This window comes from Kitasatospora sp. NPDC085895, from assembly GCF_040702125.1.
Taxonomy (GTDB): domain Bacteria; phylum Actinomycetota; class Actinomycetes; order Streptomycetales; family Streptomycetaceae; genus Kitasatospora; species Kitasatospora arboriphila.
Genome location: NZ_JBFBJY010000090.1, coordinates 1 through 16,826, shown reverse-complemented (window position 1 = coordinate 16,826; position 16,826 = coordinate 1). Strand labels below are relative to the sequence as shown.

At 73.4% G+C, this 16,826-nt stretch carries 15 protein-coding genes; 4 read left to right on the top strand and 11 right to left on the bottom strand.

Going from position 1 to position 16,826, the window contains the following annotated elements; translation table 11 throughout:
- Positions 1-3 precede the first annotated feature (3 nt).
- Positions 4-834, bottom strand: a complete 831-nt coding sequence (locus tag AB0442_RS35420) for a shikimate dehydrogenase (RefSeq protein WP_366167670.1) — start codon at positions 832-834, stop codon at positions 4-6.
- Positions 835-970: 136 nt separating this feature from the next.
- On the opposite strand from AB0442_RS35420, the gene AB0442_RS35415 reads away from it, so the two are divergent.
- Positions 971-1,363, top strand: a complete 393-nt coding sequence (locus AB0442_RS35415) for a peptidoglycan-binding domain-containing protein (RefSeq protein WP_366167669.1) — start codon at positions 971-973, stop codon at positions 1,361-1,363.
- Between the two features lie 43 nt (positions 1,364-1,406).
- On the opposite strand, the gene mltG (AB0442_RS35410) is transcribed toward AB0442_RS35415, so the two are convergent.
- The 6 genes from mltG (AB0442_RS35410) to AB0442_RS35385 all read right to left on the bottom strand — a co-directional run bounded on the left by mltG (AB0442_RS35410) (position 1,407) and on the right by AB0442_RS35385 (position 8,763).
- Positions 1,407-3,296, bottom strand: coding sequence for an endolytic transglycosylase MltG (mltG, locus tag AB0442_RS35410; protein ID WP_366167668.1), 1,890 nt, complete (start codon positions 3,294-3,296; stop codon positions 1,407-1,409).
- Positions 3,297-3,400: 104 nt separating this feature from the next.
- Positions 3,401-4,594: an endolytic transglycosylase MltG gene (mltG, locus tag AB0442_RS35405; protein WP_366167667.1), complete on the bottom strand. Its 1,194-nt coding sequence runs from the start codon at positions 4,592-4,594 to the stop codon at positions 3,401-3,403.
- A 118-nt stretch (positions 4,595-4,712) separates the two neighbouring features.
- On the bottom strand, positions 4,713-5,198 hold the full coding sequence (gene ruvX / locus AB0442_RS35400; protein ID WP_263102429.1) for a Holliday junction resolvase RuvX: 486 nt from the start codon (positions 5,196-5,198) through the stop codon (positions 4,713-4,715).
- The gene (alaS, locus tag AB0442_RS35395) at positions 5,198-7,867 is read right to left on the bottom strand and encodes an alanine--tRNA ligase (RefSeq protein WP_366167666.1); all 2,670 of its coding nucleotides are present in this window, start codon (positions 7,865-7,867) and stop codon (positions 5,198-5,200) included. The genes ruvX and alaS overlap by 1 nt, the downstream gene beginning before the upstream one ends.
- Positions 7,854-8,279, bottom strand: coding sequence for a DUF6167 family protein (locus AB0442_RS35390; protein WP_363541751.1), 426 nt, complete (start codon positions 8,277-8,279; stop codon positions 7,854-7,856). The genes alaS and AB0442_RS35390 overlap by 14 nt, the downstream gene beginning before the upstream one ends.
- Positions 8,280-8,283: 4 nt before the next feature.
- A complete protein-coding gene (locus AB0442_RS35385) occupies positions 8,284-8,763 on the bottom strand; it encodes a DUF948 domain-containing protein (RefSeq protein WP_366167665.1) in 480 nt (159 codons plus the stop codon).
- A gap of 215 nt (positions 8,764-8,978) precedes the next feature.
- Here AB0442_RS35385 and AB0442_RS35380 point away from each other — a divergent pair, with 215 nt between their 5' ends.
- Complete coding sequence (locus AB0442_RS35380; RefSeq protein ID WP_366167664.1) at positions 8,979-11,159, top strand: regulator; 2,181 nt, start codon at positions 8,979-8,981, stop codon at positions 11,157-11,159.
- Between the two features lie 120 nt (positions 11,160-11,279).
- Here the strand turns inward: AB0442_RS35380 and rpsD are convergent, their stop codons facing one another.
- Entirely contained in the window at positions 11,280-11,894 is a 615-nt protein-coding gene (gene rpsD, locus AB0442_RS35375; protein ID WP_263102434.1) for a 30S ribosomal protein S4, read from the bottom strand.
- 384 nt (positions 11,895-12,278) lie between these two features.
- Entirely contained in the window at positions 12,279-13,628 is a 1,350-nt protein-coding gene (locus AB0442_RS35370) for a replication-associated recombination protein A (protein ID WP_366167663.1), read from the bottom strand.
- A 103-nt stretch (positions 13,629-13,731) separates the two neighbouring features.
- Here AB0442_RS35370 and AB0442_RS35365 point away from each other — a divergent pair, with 103 nt between their 5' ends.
- Entirely contained in the window at positions 13,732-14,232 is a 501-nt protein-coding gene (locus AB0442_RS35365; protein WP_366167662.1) for a VOC family protein, read from the top strand.
- Between the two features lie 10 nt (positions 14,233-14,242).
- Here the strand turns inward: AB0442_RS35365 and ppk2 are convergent, their stop codons facing one another.
- The gene (gene ppk2 / locus AB0442_RS35360; RefSeq protein ID WP_366167661.1) at positions 14,243-15,046 is read right to left on the bottom strand and encodes a polyphosphate kinase 2; all 804 of its coding nucleotides are present in this window, start codon (positions 15,044-15,046) and stop codon (positions 14,243-14,245) included.
- Positions 15,047-15,230: 184 nt separating this feature from the next.
- On the opposite strand from ppk2, the gene AB0442_RS35355 reads away from it, so the two are divergent.
- Positions 15,231-16,205: a LysR family transcriptional regulator gene (locus AB0442_RS35355; RefSeq protein WP_366167660.1), complete on the top strand. Its 975-nt coding sequence runs from the start codon at positions 15,231-15,233 to the stop codon at positions 16,203-16,205.
- Here AB0442_RS35355 and AB0442_RS35350 read toward each other — a convergent pair.
- Positions 16,178-16,826 (bottom strand): N-acetyltransferase (locus AB0442_RS35350; protein ID WP_366167659.1); only part of this gene is annotated, 649 nt, incomplete at its 5' end. The genes AB0442_RS35355 and AB0442_RS35350 overlap by 28 nt on opposite strands.

Below are 16,826 nucleotides of genomic sequence, written 5' to 3'. Positions count from 1 at the left end.
TCCTCAGCCCGCCGCGAGCGCCGCCTCGCCGGCCGCGCGCATCGCCGCGAGCGGGCCCGGCTTCACCCCGGTGAACGCCTCGAACTGCAGCACCGCCTGGTGCACCAGCAGGTCCAGCCCGCCGAGCACGGTGCCGCCGCGCTCCGCGCAGGCCGCCGCGAGCCGGGTCGGCCACGGGTGGTACAGCACGTCGAAGAGCACCCCGGGCTCGGCCGGCAGCGCCCCGGCGAAGGGGTCGGTGGCGCCGGCCGGGGTGGTGGAGATGGTCAGCGGGTGCGCCAGCGCCCCGGCGCCGTCCTCCCAGGCGGCAGTGCGAACGCGCAGGCCGAGGCGGTCGCCGAGCTGCCGCATCTGCTCCGCGCGCTCGGCGCTGCGGACGTGGACGGCGACCTCGCCGGTGCACACCTCGGCCAGCGCGGCCAGCGCCGAGGAGGCGGTGGCGCCGGCACCCAGCACGGCGGCCGAGTCGACCCGCTCGACGCCGCGCTCGCGCAGCGCGTTGACCAGGCCCGGCACGTCGGTGTTGTCGCCGCTGCGCCGACCGTCCGGCCCGAAGACCACGGTGTTCACCGCGTCGACGGCCAGCGCCGCCGGCGAGACCTCGTCCAGCAGCGGGATGACCGCCCGCTTGAGCGGCATGGTGAGCGACAGACCGGCCCACTCGGCGGGATCGATCCTTTCGATGAACTCCGGCAGCCCCGCCTCGTCCACCTCGAACCGGTCGTACCGGCGCTCCGCCATCCCGAGCGCCGCGTACCCGGCGCGGTGCAGCACCGGCGACAGCGAATGGGCGATCGGCGAGCCGAGTACGGCGGCCCGCAGCTGTGTCGTCACGTGATTCCCCTCGGGGGCGGTGGATCAGGACAGGTTTCCCCGGTGTTCCGGCCACCTCCGCCGGAACGGCGGAAGCCCGGCGGATCGTAGGCGCACGATGCCTGGACATTTGTTCGACCCACCGTAGGAGCACCGGATGTCCCGCATCGTACGCACCGCCGCCGCCGCCGCGCTGGCCCTGTCCGGACTCTGGCTGGGCACCGCCCCGGCCGGCGCCGCCTCGCTGCCGTCCTGCACCCGCGCCGTGGCCGACATGGGGGTCTTCGTCCCCGGCACCGCCGGCGGCTCGGTGGACTGCGTCCTGGGGGTGGGCAACCAGGGCGAGGCCGTCGACGTGCTGCAGAGCGCCATGCACTACTGCTACGGCGAGGACCTCGCCGCCGACGGCGTCTTCGGCCCGGCCACCAAGGCCGCGCTGCGCCGGGTGCAGAGCACCGCGGGCGTCTACCCGGACGGCGTCTACGGCCCGCAGACCCGCAACGCGATGCTCTTCCTCGGGCACTCCGGCGGCGGCTGCCGGCAGTACTGACACGGCGGCGCGGCCGGTCGCACCGACCGGCCGCGCCCACGGCTCAGTTGCAGGTGACCGTCGCCTTGTTGAACGTCTTGCCCCGGGAGATGCACCAGTCCTCGGTGTTCTTCGCGTGCTCCGCGCCGGTGGCGGCGAACTTGGTCTCCTGCGGGGAGATCGCGAGCCAGAAGACCCAGTCGCCCGGTGTCGGGTCGAGCACGGCCCGGATGGCATCCATGCCGGGGTTGGAGATCGGCGTCGGCGGCAGGCCCGGGTTCACGTAGGTGTTGTACTTCAGCGAACCGTCGTGGATCTCCTTGTTGGTCAGCTCCTTGCGGCCGAGCTGGTACTGCAGCGTGGTGTCCAGGCCGAGCCTGTGCTGGGTGACGTTGGTGGTCAGGCGGTTGCTGATCGCCCGCGCCATCTTGCCGAAGTCCTCGCTCTTGTTGCCCTCGACCTGCAGGATGCTCGCGTCCACGAGGAGCTCGTAGCCGCTCTTGAAACCGAGCTTCTGGGCCGACTGGTCGAGGTTGAGCTCCTGGTAGCGCTTCACCGCGTTGCCGACCATCTGCTTGAGCAGATCCTGGGGCTTCATGCCCTTGGCGATCGGGTACTTGTCCGGGAAGAGGAAGCCCTCGATGTTGCCCTTCGCGTAGTCCGGCAGACCGAGGTTGTTCAGCTGCTCCTTCGCCACGTTCGCCGTGGTGCCCTTGGGCAGCTGCAGCTTGTCGTCGATCCTCGGGTAGACGTCGACGGCCTTCAGGCCCTCCGGGAGGATCAGCGCGTTGCCGCCGGCGGAATCCACCAGCAGCTTGACCGCCGCAGCACCGGACATCTGGTGGGCCATCGTGTAGAAGCCGGGCTGGATGCTGCCGGACTTCGGGTCCTTGTTGAAGGCCGCGACGAAGGCGTCGACGCTCTTCACCACGCCGGACTTGAAGAGCAGCGAGCCGATGGCGGTGCCGCTGGAACCCGACGGGATCTCGATGTTCACCGAACCGGCGCCCGCGCCCGCGTAGTCCGGCGGCGGACCGAAGTGCTCCTGGTAGAAGCCGTAGCCCCACCAGCCGGCGCCGCCCATGCCGCCGAGCAGCACCAGCGCCACCACCAGGCAGGCGCCGCGGTTGCGGCGGCCGGCCTTCTTGCCCTTCTCCTTGCGCTTGCGCTCGGCGTCGCGGGAGGTGTCCTCGTCGGCGCCGAAGAACGAGCCGCCCTCGGCGTCGTCCTCCTCGGCGTACTCGTCGAGGTCATCCTCCCACTCCTCGGGCTCGGCCTCGGCGGGGCCGTCGAGCGCCGCGGCCTCGGCCTCCCAGTCGATGCCGTCCGGACCGGGACCGGCCGGACGCCCCCCGCCCCCGCGCGGCGGCGGCACCGGCGAGCCCTGCTGCGGCGGGCGGCCCGGCTGCTGGCCGGCCTGCTGCGGGAAGCCCTGCGGGCCCCGCGCCTGCGGCGGCATCTGGCCCTGCCCCTGGCCGGGCTGCATCCGGCCGGGCGGCATCTGACCCTGCTGCATCCCGCCGCGCATCTGCTGCTGCGGGGGGCCCTGCTGAGGGTAGCCCTGCTGCTGCGGCACCTGCCCCTGCTGCTGGAGCCCCGGCGGGATCTGCCAGGAGCCGGTCTGCTGGGCGGCCTGCTGCTGGTACTGCTGCTGTCCGTAGCCGCCCTGCTGCTGCGGGACCTGCTGCTGGTACTGCTGCTGCGGCATCTGGCCCTGCTGCGGCGACTGCTGCGGGTAGCCCTGCTGCCCGTACGAGGGCTGCTGCTGCCAGCCCTGCTGTTGCTGCTGCGGGTAGCCCTGCTGCCCGTACTGCTGCCCGAACGCGTCGGGTTGCACCTGCCACGAGCCGGTCTGGTCGGCGGACTGCGGCTGCTGCGGGATGCCGTAGCCGGGATCGCCCGGGTGCCACGGCTGCTCTCCCTGGGGGCGGTAGCCCCCGCCCAGGTCAGTCATCGAACCCCTTATGCGTACCGCCGAGTCGAACCGGCGTGCTACGGCATCATCCGGAGGGAGACGTTACCGTACCGCAGCATTGGCGATTCGCCGCACGCGCACCGTCAGTGACCGTCGTCCGGGGGTGGGGAACTCCGTTGCGCCTGATATGCGTTGAACTCGGCGACGTTCTTCTGCTGCTGTTCGAAACTGTCGGTGAACCTGGTGTCGCCGGGACGCACGGTGACGAAGTACAGCCAGTCGCCCTCGGCCGGGTCCGCCGCGGCACGCAGGGCCTCCCGGCCGGGGTTGGAGATCGGGGTCGGCGGCAGGCCCGTGTGCAGGTAGGTGTTGAAGGGGGAGTCCAGCTTGGTGTCGGTGTCCGTGGTGGTCAGGGTGGATCGGCCGAGGGCGTAGTTGATCGACGAGTCCAGTTGCAGCGGCATGTTCTTGGCCAGCCGGTTGTAGATCACCCGGGCGACCTTGGCCATGTCCTCGGCGTTGTCGGCCTCGCCCTCGACCAGGCTGGCCACGGTGAGGATCCCGTACGGGGTCTGTGCGAATGCGGAGGCGGCGTCCTCCACACCGCCGGACTCCAGCGCCTTGCCGTTCTCCGAGACCATCTGCTGCAGCAGTCCGAGCGCGGTGGTGTCACCGGTCACGGCGTACGTCGACGGGAAGAGGTAGCCCTCGGGGTTGTCCTTGGCCGCCTCCGGCAGGCCGAGTTCGCCCGCGTGCTGCTGGGCGATGCCCTTGGTGGTGCCGGGGGCGAGGTGCAGCCGCTCGTCGATCGCGGAGTACACCTGCTCGGCGCGGCGCCCCTCAGGGATGGTGAGGGCGTTGGCGTTCGCCGGGTCGAGCAGCACGCCGAGCGCCGAGGCGACCGACATCTTCAGCTTCAGGGTGTAGGTGCCGGGCTGGATCGTGTTGCCGGCCGGGTGCCGGGCGGCCGCGTCGGTGAACGCCTTGGTGCTGGCCACCACCCCGCTCTTCACCAGGGACCGGCCGATCGTGGTGAGGCTGGCGCCCTGCGCCACGGAGACCTCCACCGTCCCGCTGCCGCCGCCCGCGAAGTCCGCGGCCGGCGGCTCGGCCTGCGGCCACACCAGGTAGACCGCGACCGCGAGCACGCAGGCCACCCCGAACAGCGCCAGCACGCTCAGACAGCAGGCCGCCCCCGAGCGCACCTTCCGCGGGTCCGGCGGCTCGACCGCGTACGGCTGCCCGGGCGGGCGCCCGTCGGGCTCCTCGGCGGGGGCGCCCAGGTGCCCGGGGGTGACGCCCGGTCCCAGACCGGGTGCGGTGAACGGGTCGGTCACGACGGCCCCTCCGTCGGCAGCCGGCGGTACCGGGCTGCTCCAACAACGGCGACAACGACGAAGGGGCCCGTGCGGACACCTCCGCACGGACCCCTTGTGGGACGTTAGTACGAACTGCTCAGCCGGTCGGCTCGACGCTCTCGCCCGGCGCCCGGCCGCTCACCCGTTCGGCCTCCAGCGCCGCTTGCAGGATCACCACGGCCGCCGCCTGGTCGATCACCGAGCGGCCCTTCTTCGAGGACCGGCCGGAGGCCCGCAGGCCCTGGGCGGCGGTGACGGTGGTCATCCGCTCGTCCACCAGCCGGACACCGACCGGCGCCAGCAGCGCCGCCAGCCGCCCGGCGTACGCCCGGACCTTGGCCGCGGCCGGCCCCTCCTTGCCGCTCAGCGAGCGGGGCAGGCCGACCACGACCTCGATCGCGTCGTACTCCTCGACGATCTCCTTGAGCCGCGCCTGGGAGCGGCCCCCGGCGGGCACGGTCTCCACCGGCGTGGCGATCAGCCCGTCGGGGTCGCAGGACGCGACCCCGATCCGGGCGTCACCCACGTCGACGGCGATCCGCCGGCCCCGCCGGAAGACCTTCTCGGGCTGCTCCTCGGTCATCAGGAGGCGCGCTCCGCGACCAGGGTGCGGACGGCGGCGATCGCCTCGTCCACCGCGGCCGGGTTGGAGCCGCCGCCCTGGGCGACGTCGTCCTTGCCGCCACCGCCGCCGCCGAGCGTCTTGGCCGCGGTGCGGACCAGCTCGCCGGCCTTCACACCGCGGGCGCGGGCGTCCTCGTTGGTGGCGATCACGGTCAGCGGGCGGTCGTTCGCCACCGTGAACGCGGCGACCACGGCCGGACGCGAGCCCAGGCGTGCCCGGACGTCCAGCACCAGCTTGCGCAGCTCGTCCGCGCCCACGCCGTCGGCGACCCGGGCGGAGACCAGGGCCACGCCGCGGACGTCCTCGGCGGAGTCGGCGAGACCGGCGGCGGCCGCGAGGACCTTCTCCGCACGGAAGCGCTCGATCTCCTTCTCGGCGTCCTTCAGCTTGGCGAGCATGCCCGAGATCTTCTCCGGCAGCTCCTCCGGGCGGCCCTTGACCAGCTCGGTGAGCTGCGAGACCACGGTGTGCTCACGCGCCAGGAACTTGTACGCGTCGACGCCGACCAGCGCCTCGACCCGGCGCACGCCGGAGCCGATCGAGGACTCGCCGAGCAGCTTCACCAGACCCAGCTGGGCGGTGTTGCCGACGTGCGTGCCACCGCACAGCTCCTTGGAGAAGTCACCGATGGTCACCACGCGCACCGAGTCGCCGTACTTCTCGCCGAACATCGCGATGGCGCCGGCCTTGCGGGCCTCGTCCATCGTCATGACCTCGGCGGTGACGTCGAGTTCGCGGACGAGCACCTCGTTGATCTTCTGCTCGACGTCGGTCAGCACCGAGCCGGGGACGGCCGCCGGCGAACCGAAGTCGAAGCGGAAGCGGCCCGGCGCGTTCTCGGAGCCGGCCTGGGCGGCCGTCGGGCCGAGCGCGTCGCGCAGCGCCTGGTGGGTGAGGTGGGTGGCCGAGTGGGCGCGGGAGACCGCGCGGCGGCGGTCCACGTCGATCGTGGCGTACGCGGAGGCGCCGAGCACGACCTCGCCGAACAGCACGCCGCCGGAGTGCACCGTCACGCCGGGCACCGGCTGCTGGACGTCGCGGATCTCGACGACCGCACCGGAGTCCAGGCGGATCCGGCCGTGGTCGGCGAGCTGGCCGCCGCCCTCGGCGTAGAACGGGGTGCGGTCGAGGATGATCTCGACCTCGTCGCCCTCGGTGGCGGCCGGCGCCGGAACGCCGTTCACCAGCAGGCCGACCACGGTGGCCTCGCCCTCGGTGGCGGTGTAGCCGGTGAAGACGGAGGCGCCGGACTTGTCGGCGACCTCACGGTACGCGGCGACGTCGGCGTGGCCCATCTTCTTGGCCTTGGCGTCGGCCTTGGCCGCGTCCTTCTGCGCCTGCATCAGGCGGCGGAAGCCGGCCTCGTCCACCTGGAGGCCCTGCTCCTCGGCCATCTCCAGGGTGAGGTCGATCGGGAAGCCGTAGGTGTCGTGCAGCTTGAACGCCTGCTCGCCGGAGAGCACCGCGCCGCCGGACTGCTTGGTCTCGGTGACCGCGGCGTCCAGCAGGTTGGTGCCGGTGCGCAGGGTCTGGAGGAACGAGGCCTCCTCGGCGGTCGCGACCGTCTCGATGCGCTTGCGGTCGGCCTCCAGCTCCGGGTACTGCGGGGCCATCGCCTTGATGGTGATGTCCGTGAGCTCCTTGGCCACCGGCTCGGTGGCGCCCAGCAGGCGCATGTTGCGGATCGCACGGCGCAGGATGCGGCGCAGCACGTAGCCGCGGCCCTCGTTGCCGGGGGTGACGCCGTCGCCGATCAGCATGATGGCGGTGCGGAAGTGGTCGGTGACCACGCGCAGCGAGACGTCCGACTTGTGGTCGCGGCCGTAGGCGTGGCCGGTGAGCTCGGCGGCGCGGTCGAGGATCATCCGGCTGGTGTCGATCTCGAAGAGGTTGTCGACGTCCTGCAGGATGGCGGCGAGGCGCTCCAGGCCGAGGCCGGTGTCGATGTTCTTGCTCGGCAGGTCGCCGAGGATCTCGAAGCCGTCCTTGCCGTCGCCGTGGCCGCGCTCGTACTGCATGAAGACCAGGTTCCAGATCTCCAGGTAGCGCTCGCCGTTGACGGCCGGGCCGCCCTCCTCGCCGTACGCGGGGCCGCGGTCGTAGTTGATCTCCGAGCACGGGCCGCACGGGCCGGGGACGCCCATCGACCAGAAGTTGTCCTTCATGCCGAGGCGCTGGATGCGCTCGGCCGGAACGCCGATGACGTCCCGCCAGATCTGCTCGGCCTCGTCGTCGTCCTTGTAGACGGTGATCCAGAGCTTCTCCTTCTCCAGGCCGTAGCCGCCGTCCGCGACGGGAGTGGTGAGCAGCTCCCACGCGAACTTGATGGCCCCTTCCTTGAAGTAGTCGCCGAAGGAGAAGTTGCCGCACATCTGGAAGAACGAGCCGTGCCGGGTGGTCTTGCCGACCTCCTCGATGTCCAGCGTGCGCACGCACTTCTGGACGGAGGTGGCGCGGGAGAACTGCGGCTTGACCTCGCCGAGGAAGTACGGCTTGAAGGGCACCATGCCGGCGTTGACCAGCAGCAGGGTGGGGTCGTCGGCGACGAGCGACGCCGACGGTACGACGGTGTGGCCGCGCTCCTCGAAGAAGCGCAGCCAGCGGCGGCGGATCTCAGCCGACTCCATCAGTGGTCCTTCCGGTTGGGTTGCTGCCCGGCAGCGCTCGGCGCTGGCGGGGTTCGGCAATGCTGCGGGGGGTGGTGCTGCGCTTCGGGGGAAGGGCGGCCGCCGGGGAGCCCGGGGCCGCCGAGATAGCTCGGTGCCCGGGCTCGGGGCGCAGGGCACGGCGGCGCGGCGGCTCGACCACGGCGGTGCCGTCGAGGCCGAGGTCGGCGCGGAGCTCCAGCTCGCGCTCGGCCATCCCGGCCTGGACGTCCTGGGCGAAGCGCTTGGCGGCGTCGCCGAGGCGGAGGGCGCCGCGGGCGGCGGTGCCGGAGATGCTGTCCGGGGTGAGCCGGTGCACGGCCTCGTTGGCCTTGCCCATGGCCCAGACGGCGGCGCCGGCGCCGACCGCCATCCAGAAGATGCGTCGAACCACCGTGTCAGCCCCTCACCGCTCGCCGGACGCGGGCGATCAGCCCGCCGCTGCGCGGCGCGGTGGCCGCGCGGACCTCGGCCCGGACCAGCCGGGCGAGCGCGTCGCGGTCGGCGGCCTGCTCGGGGAGGGCCGCCGCGCCCTGCTGGCGGGCGACGGCCTTGCGGACGCCGTAGCTGAAGGCGGCGACCTTGACCAGCGGGCCGCCGATGGTGGCGGCGACGGTGGAGGAGAGGGCGTTGGCGTTGGCGGCGGCGTCCTGCACGTTGGCGGTGATCTCGTCGACCCGCTCCAGCTGCTCGTTGGCGCTGCGGACGGCGGTGCCCGCGTCGACCAGCAGCGGCACGGCCTGCTCGGTGACGGCGGAGACCAGCACCGTGGCCTCCTTGAGCACCTTGGAGAGCCGGACGAGGACCACGGCGAGCAACGTCACGAGGACCGCCCAGAACACGGCCACCAACAGGCCGGCCAGTTCTCCCACGGACACCTTGTGCGCTCCCTCGCCTTGCAGCTTCCTCCGAAGGGAACCCTATCGTGACCACGGGCGGTTTCCCGACCGGATAAGGGCGGCGGGGCCGCGTCGCGGGCACGGCGGCGACCGCGGTGGCGGGCGTGACCCACCCGGCGGTCACCTCGTTGATCGGAACGGGCGTCCGGCCGGCCGCCCCTTGCATCCATCCCACCGACGACATGGGGGATCCGGTGTCGAGCGAACCCGCGGCGGACGGGCGGCGGCGGACGGCACGCGGCCGACTGCCCGCCGACCTCACCGGCTTCGTCGGCCGCCGTTCCGAACTCGCGGCCCTGGCACGCCTGCTGGACACGTCACGGCTGGTCACGGTGACCGGCCCGGGCGGGGTCGGCAAGACCCGGCTGGCCCTGCGGGCGGCGGCCCCGGCCGGTCAGGACCTGCGGGACGGGGTCCGGCTCGCCGAGATCGGGCCGGTGCAGGACCCGCTGCTGCTCGGCCACGCGGTGATGGAGGCGCTGGAGCTCACCGACTCCACCGCGCGCCCGCCGCTCGACGTGCTGGTGGAGCAGCTCGCCGACCGCCGGATGCTGCTGGTGCTGGACGGCTGCGAGCACCTGGTCGAGGCCTGCGCCGAGCTGGCGGCCGTGCTGCTGCGCGGCGCGCCCGGCCTGCGGGTGCTGGCCACCAGCCGGCAGTCGCTGCGGGTGGACGGCGAGCACCTGCTGCCGCTGGCGCCGCTGCCGGTGGAGGCGCGGGACGGCCGGCGGCCGGACGCGGTGCGGCTGTTCGCGGAACGGGCGGCGGCGGTGGTGCCCGGGTTCGCGCTGACCGCGGAGAACGCCGACGAGGTGGCGCTGCTCTGCCGCCGGCTGGACGGCATCCCGCTGGCCGTGGAGCTGGCGGCGGGCCGGCTGCGCTCGCTCTCCGTGGAGCAGATCGCGATCCGGCTGGACGACCGGTTCCGGCTGCTGACCGGCGGCGCCCGCACCGCTCCGCCGCGGCACCAGACGCTGCGCACCACGATCGGCTGGAGCCACGAACTGTGCACCGCGCAGGAACGTTTGCTCTGGGCACGGCTCTCGGTGTTCGCCGGCGGCTTCGACCTGGAGGCGGCCGAGTACGTCTGCGCGGGCGACGGCATCGACCCGGACGCCATGCCGGACCTGCTCGGCGACCTGGTGGACAAGTCCGTCCTGCTGCGGCTGGACGGCGGCGACGCGGTGCGCTTCCGGATGCTCGACACGCTGCGCGAGTACGGCGCGCAGTGGCTGGCCGCGACCGGCGAGGAGCAGCGGCTGCTGCGCCGGCACCGGGACTGGTACCTGGGGGTCGCGACCTGGGGCGAGGTGGAGTGGTTCGGTCCGCGGCAGGCCGAGACGGCCGAGCGGACCCGGCTGGCGCACCCCAACCTGCGGGCCGCGCTGGAGTTCTGCCTGGCCGAACCGGGCGAGGAGCAGCAGGCGCTGGTGCTGGCCGGGACGCTCTGGTTCTACTGGGTCGGCTCGGGCCACCTGGGCGAGGGCCGGCACTGGCTGGACCGGGCGCTGGCGCTGGCACCGGAGCCGACCGGGGCACGGGCGAAGGCGCTCTGGGTGACGGGGTACATGGCGACGCTGCAGGGCGACCTGGTGCGGGCCGCGCCGGCGCTGGAGGAGTGCCGGCGGCAGGCGCTGGAGACCGGGGACGACCGGGCGCTGGCGTACGCGGTGCACCGGCAGGGCTGCGCGGCGCTGATCGGGGACGACCCGGTGCGGGCGGCCGAGCTGTTCGAGGAGGCCCTCTGGCACTACAACGCGCTGGGCGAGCTGAACAGCAACGTCCTGATGGCGATGTTCGAGCTGGGGCTGGCGCGGCTGTTCCAGGGCGACGCCGAGACGGGCACGGCGTGGATCGAGCGGGTCCGGGAGATCTGCGAGGAGCACGGCGAGCAGTGGGCCTACGCCTACGGGCTGTACGCCTACGCGCACGCCAGCTGGACGACCGGCGAGCTGCGGCGGGCCCGGGCGTACGCGCGCGAGTGCGTGCGGCTCAACCACCGGTTCCGGGACCTGCTGGGGATCGTGCTGGGGGTCGAGCTGCTGGCGGTGCTGGAGACCGAGGGGCCGGAGGCGGACCTGGTCGAGGCTCGGGTGCTGCAGGGCGCGGCGCACCGGATGTGGCAGGGCGTGGGGACGCCGTTCTTCGGGTCCCGGAGCTTCAACGGACCGCACCGGGAGGGCGAGGAGCGGGCCAGGTCGGGGCTGACCGGGGAGGAGTTCGAGGAGGCGTTCGCGCGGGGTGCGGCGCTGGACCTGGATGCGGCGGTGCGGCGGGCGCTGGGCAACGGCGGGCTGCCGGAGCCGCCGTTCGACACGGACGGCCGCCCCCCGGACCCGCGCCCGGCCGAACCCTCCCCCGTGCCGGCCCACTAGTCCCGGGGCGGGTCAGGGGCGCGGGGCCCCTTCTTCGCAGTGCCCGTGGTCCGGACAGGGGTGAGCCCCCGCAGCCGTGCGGCTGCGGGGGCTCGGTGCTGCAGTGGTACCGCTCGCGGGTCAGCGCGAGTAGTACTCGACGACCAGCTGCTCGTCGCAGACGACCGGGACCTCGCGGCGCTGCGGCGCGCGGTCCAGGCGGAAGGCCAGGGCCTTCAGGTTGACCTCGAGGTACTTCGGGGTCTGGCCCTCGCCGGCGTTGCCGCCCTCGCGAGCCACCTGGAAGGGGACCTTCTCCTTGGACTTGTCCTTGACCGTGACGACGTAGCCCGGCTTCATCTGGAACGACGGCTTGTTGACCTTGCTGCCGTTGACCTCGATGTGGCCGTGCACGACCATCTGGCGGGCCTGGTAGATGGTGCGGGCGATGCCCGAACGCAGGACCAGGGCGTCGAGGCGGGTCTCCAGCAGGGCGACGAGCGCCTCACCGGTCTTGCCCTCGACCTTCTTGGCCGACTCGAAGGCGCGCGCCATCTGCTTCTCGCTCAGGTCGTACTGCGCGCGCAGACGCTGCTTCTCGGTCAGACGGACCTTGTAGTCAGAGTTCTGCTTGCGGCCGCGGCCGTGCTGGCCGGGCGGGTACGGGCGGGCCTCGAAGTACTTGACGGACTTCGGGGTCAGCGGGACGCCCAGGGCACGAGCGATCTTGACCTTGGGGCGCTTCTGGTTCGCCATGGAACCAATACCTCTTTCGGTGTGCGAATACGGCTTCACCAGGTGTTGACGGAGGCCGCTTCTCGCGACCCGGAGAAAAACCACCGGGGTGGTCAGCCGCTCTCCGAGCCGGGCACGTGCGTGCTTGCACACGAGTGGCCCACCGACCGCGGGGGTGGTGGGCTGCCCGCGACACCGGAACCGGTGCGCGACGCTCCTGGAGGTCCTCCTGGAGGAGGGGCCTCGTGGCCGGTGCCCCGCTGGTGCGGACGGTCGGCCGGTTCTCACCCGCCGCCGTGCCCGGGACATGGCACTCCGCCCGAGTATACCGTCCGGTCGGCGTCCCCGATCACACCCAGGACCGCCGTCCGGACCGCCCGACCCGGGCCGGTTCGCTCGCCCGGGTCACTCGCCCTTGAGCCGGGACCTGGTCCATTCGACGGTCTCGGCGTAGCGGGCCTCGCCGCCGTGCCGGGTGGGCCGGTAGTACTCCCGGCCGTGCACCGCGTCCGGCGCGTACTGCTGGGGGGCGATGCCCTCGGGCAGGTCGTGCGGGTACTGGTAGCCCTTGCCGTGGCCGAGCTTGCCGGCGCCGCCGTAGTGGGCGTCCCGCAGGTGCGGCGGGACGGGCCCGGCCAGGCCCTGCCGGACGTCGGCGAGGGCGGCGTCGATGGCCAGGTAGGCGGCGTTGGACTTGGGGGCCAGCGCCAGGGCGATGGCGGCCTCGGCGAGGATGATCCTGGCCTCCGGGAAGCCGATCATGGCGACCGCCTGGGCCGCGGCGACGGCGGTGGCGAGCGCGGTCGGGTCGGCCAGGCCGACGTCCTCGCTGGCGGAGATCATCAGCCGCCGGGCGATGAACCGCGGGTCCTCCCCCGCCTCGATCATCCGGGCCAGGTAGTGCAGGGTGGCGTCCACGTCGCTGCCGCGGATCGACTTGATGAGGGCGCTGGCCACGTCGTAGTGCTGGTCGCCGTCCTTGTCGTAGCGGACGGCGGCCTGGTCGACGGCGGTCTCGGTGGCGGCCAGGGTGATCTCCGCCGCGCCCTGCTCCAGCGCGGCGCCGGCGGCGGCCTCCAGGGTGGTGAGCGCCCGGCGGGCGTCGCCGCCGGCGAGCCGGACGAGGTGGTCCTCGGCCTCCGCGGAGAGTTCGACGGCGCCCTGCAGCCCGCGTTCGTCGGCGACCGCGCGGCGCAGCAGGGTGCGCACGTCGTCGTCGGTGAGCGCTTCCAGGGTGAGCAGCAGCGAGCGGGAGAGCAGCGGGGAGATCACCGAGAAGTAGGGGTTCTCGGTGGTGGCGGCGATCAGGGTGACCCAGCGGTTCTCGACGGCGGGCAGCAGGGAGTCCTGCTGGGCCTTGGAGAAGCGGTGGATCTCGTCGAGGAAGAGGACGGTCTCGCGGCCGGTCATGCCAACGGCACGGCGGGCGCCGTCGATGACCGCGCGGACCTCCTTGACGCCGGCGGTGATGGCGGAGAGTTCGACGAAGCGGCCCTCGACGGCCTGGCTGATCACGTGGGCGAGGGTGGTCTTGCCGGTGCCGGGCGGGCCCCAGAGGATGACCGAGCTGGTGGCGGCGGGGCCGCGGGAGCCGGCGACCAGGCGGCGCAGCGGGGAGCCGTCCTTGAGCAGCCGGCGCTGGCCGGCGACCTCGTCGAGGGTGCGCGGGCGCATCCGTACGGCGAGCGGGGCCCGGCCGGGTTCCTTGGCCTGGCGTTCCTCGGCGGCTGCGGTGAAGAGGTCCGGTTCGTCCACGGGCGCAAGGGTATGCGAGCGGACCGACGGCCCGGCCAGGTAGTTCGAATTTGAACCTGAGGGCGTACGCTGGGGGCTCCCCCCGTCGCCGAAGGAGTGCGCCATGCCCGTCCGCCGTCTGAACCACGCCGTGCTGTGGATCCGCGAGGTCGACCGTTCGGTCGCCTTCTACACCGAGGTCTTCGGGTTCTCGGTCGGCCACCTGATCCCCGGCCGGGCGGCGTTCCTGTCGGCGCCGGACACGCTGAACGACCACGACCTCGGGCTGTTCGCGATCGGCGCGGACGCGCCCGGACCGGAGCAGGGCCGGGTCGGCCTCTACCACCTGGCCTGGGAGGTCGGCACGCTCGGCGAGCTGGCGGAGATCGGGGCGAGACTCGCCGGGCGGAAGGCGCTGGTCGGCTCGACCGACCACCTGGTGTCCAAGTCCTTCTACGCCAAGGACCCGGACGGCAACGAGTTCGAGGTGATGTGGCGGGTCCCGCGCGAGGACTGGCCGGCCGCCGAGTCGGACGCCCGGCCGGGCCCGCTCGACCTGCAGGCCGCACTGGACCGCTGGGGCCCGGACCTGGCGACGGGTGCGGCGGCCGGCTCGGCGAGCTGAGCCGGCCCGGTCAGTCCGCCAGCTTCGCCGCGTGGTCCGGGACGAAGGTCTGCAGGTCGCGCGGCGGGCGGCGGTACCCGGTGGCGGCCGGGCGCGGCGGCAGCACCACCTCGGGCGGCTCGATCGCCAGGTACGGGACGGTGGAGAGCAGGTGGGCGATCATGTTGACCCGGGACCGCCGCTTGTCGTCGCTCTCCACCACGTACCAGGGCGACTCCGGGATGTCGGTGTGCGCGAACATCACGTCCTTGGCCCGGGAGTACTCCTCCCAGCGGGTGATGGACTCGATGTCCATCGGGGAGAGCTTCCAGCGGCGCATCGGGTCCGAGAGGCGGCCCCGGAACCGCTTCTCCTGCTCGGTGTCGCTCACCGAGAACCAGTACTTGCGCAGCAGGATGCCCGCCTCGACCAGCATCTGCTCGAAGAGCGGGGTCTGGCGCAGGAAGAGCCGGTACTCCTCCTCGGTGCAGAAGCCCATGACGTGTTCGACGCCGGCCCGGTTGTACCAGCTGCGGTCGAACAGGACGATCTCGCCGGCGGCCGGCAGCTGTTCGACGTAGCGCTGGAAGTACCACTGGCCCCGCTGGCGCTCGGTCGGGGCGGGCAGGGCGGCGATCCTGGCGATGCGCGGATTGAGGTACTCGGTGACGCGCTTGATCGCGCCGCCCTTGCCGGCGGCGTCCCGGCCCTCGAAGACGACGACCAGCCGCACGCCCTCGCTGCGGACCCATTCCTGCAGGCGGACCAGCTCGTGCTGGAGACGCAGCAGCTCGCGCTCGTACGGCTTCTTCGCGAGCCGATCGGTCTTCCCCACAGGTGTGCCCTCCGTCCGCGCGGTGGGCACCCACGCTACGGCGGATCACCGCTCCGTGCCGGGAGCGGCACGGCGGACGGCACCGGCAGCCCCCTGCACTGCCGGTACCGCTCCCCCCGTGAGCGGCCGACTCTGCACCAGCCCCGCCCTCCCGGTCCAATTCCGTGATCCATACCCTGTGGGCATGGACATCGACACCCGGTTGCTGCGGGCGTTCGCGGCGGTGTTCGACGAGGGACAGCTCACCGCCGCGGCGTCCCGGCTCGGCGTGGCCCAGCCGACCCTGACCAAGCGGATCCGGCTGCTGGAGGGGCAGCTGGAGGTCCGGCTGTTCGAGCGGTCGCGCGCCGGAATGGCACCAACGCCGGCGGCGCACGAACTGGCCGCGCGGGTGCCCGCTCTGCTGGCCGGCTGGGCGGACGCGCTGACCGCCGCCCGCGCGGCGGCCGGCCGCCCGGCGGTGCTCCGGGTGGGATTCGAGAGCGGCACCATCCACCTGGTGGGGCTGGCCACGGTGGAGGCCTTCGCCCGGCGGATGCCCGGCTGGCAGGTGCGGCTGCGGCAGTTCAACGGCTTCGACTCCGGGGCGGCCCTGGACGCCGGCGAGATCGACCTGGCGCTGTGGCACGCCCCGCCCGAGGAGGGCGGGGAGGGCGGGGCGACCGCGGACGGCCGGTACGGCTGTGCGCCGCTCGGCCTGGACGAGCGCTGGGTGGTGCTGCCGGCCGGGCACCGGCTGGCCGACCGCGGCGAGCTGGCGATGGCGGACCTGCTGGACGAGGCCGTCGTCCCGGTGCCGGCGGTGGCGGGCTTCTGGCGGGATCACTGGATCGGCGCGGACGCCCGCGGCGGACGGCCGGTGCGGGTCGGCGCGGTGGTGCACAGCCCGGACGAGTGGCTGGCGGCGGTGGCCTGCGGGCAGGGCATCGGTTTCGCCCCGGCCTCGCTCGGCGCCCTGGCGGGCCGCCCCGACGTGGTGTTCCGGCCGGTGCGGGGGCTCGGGCCGAGCCGGGCCGGTCTCTACTGGCCGGCGGGCCGGCCGCCGACGGCGGCCGCGGAGGCCTTCGTGCTCAGCTGCCGGGAGACGGTGGCGGCCGGCGGCCGGGTGCGGCCGCCCGCGGGCGCGGTGGATCAGACGGCGTCGAACGGGGCGGGGTAGCGGCACAGGCCCCGCGGCGAGCCGTCGTAACCGGGCAGCGGCAGGACGAGGAAGCAGTCGTCCTGGACGTCGTAGGGCCCGGTGACCTCGTGGCGGGAGGCCGGGATGAATCCGAAGCGGGAGTAGTAGCCGGGGTCGCCGAGGACGACGACCAGGCGCTCGCCGGCCTCCTCGGCGGCGGTCAGCGCGGCACGCACGACCTGTGCGCCGATGCCCTTGCGCTGCCACTCGGGGGCGACGGCGACCGGGGCGAGCGCGACGGCCCAGCCGTCGCCGACCTGAAGGCGTGTCAGCAGGGCGTGGGCCAGGACGAGTTCGTCCTCGACGGCGACCACCGAGAGGTCGGGCAGCCAGGCCGGGTCGCGGCGCAGCGCGTCGACGAGGTCGGCCTCGTCGGGGCCCGGAAACGCCGCCATGTGCACCCGCCGGGTGGCGGGAGCATCCGACGGGAGCTCGACCCTGGTACGGACGGCCATGTGGTGCACTCCTCTGTCGTCGCACGCCGTTGTGGACCGGCCCCGGTCGGCCAGCAGCGCCCCCCCGGTGTCGTAACCGGTGTGCACCATCGCCAGCACGAACAGCGTCACGTAGCCGACCACCAGCGCGGCCGCCACCGCCGAC

Bases quoted from the DNA above. Each gene is read 5' to 3' on its own strand.
- alaS (WP_366167666.1), bottom strand. From the start codon at position 7,867: ATGGAGTCGGCTGAGATCCGCCGCCGCTGGCTGCGCTTCTTCGAGGAG.
- AB0442_RS35355 (WP_366167660.1), top strand. From the start codon at position 15,231: ATGGACATCGACACCCGGTTGCTGCGGGCGTTCGCGGCGGTGTTCGAC.
- ruvX (WP_263102429.1), bottom strand. From the start codon at position 5,198: ATGACCGAGGAGCAGCCCGAGAAGGTCTTCCGGCGGGGCCGGCGGATC.
- AB0442_RS35415 (WP_366167669.1), top strand. From the start codon at position 971: ATGTCCCGCATCGTACGCACCGCCGCCGCCGCCGCGCTGGCCCTGTCC.
- rpsD (WP_263102434.1), bottom strand. From the start codon at position 11,894: ATGGCGAACCAGAAGCGCCCCAAGGTCAAGATCGCTCGTGCCCTGGGC.
- mltG (WP_366167668.1), bottom strand. From the start codon at position 3,296: ATGACTGACCTGGGCGGGGGCTACCGCCCCCAGGGAGAGCAGCCGTGG.
- AB0442_RS35365 (WP_366167662.1), top strand. From the start codon at position 13,732: ATGCCCGTCCGCCGTCTGAACCACGCCGTGCTGTGGATCCGCGAGGTC.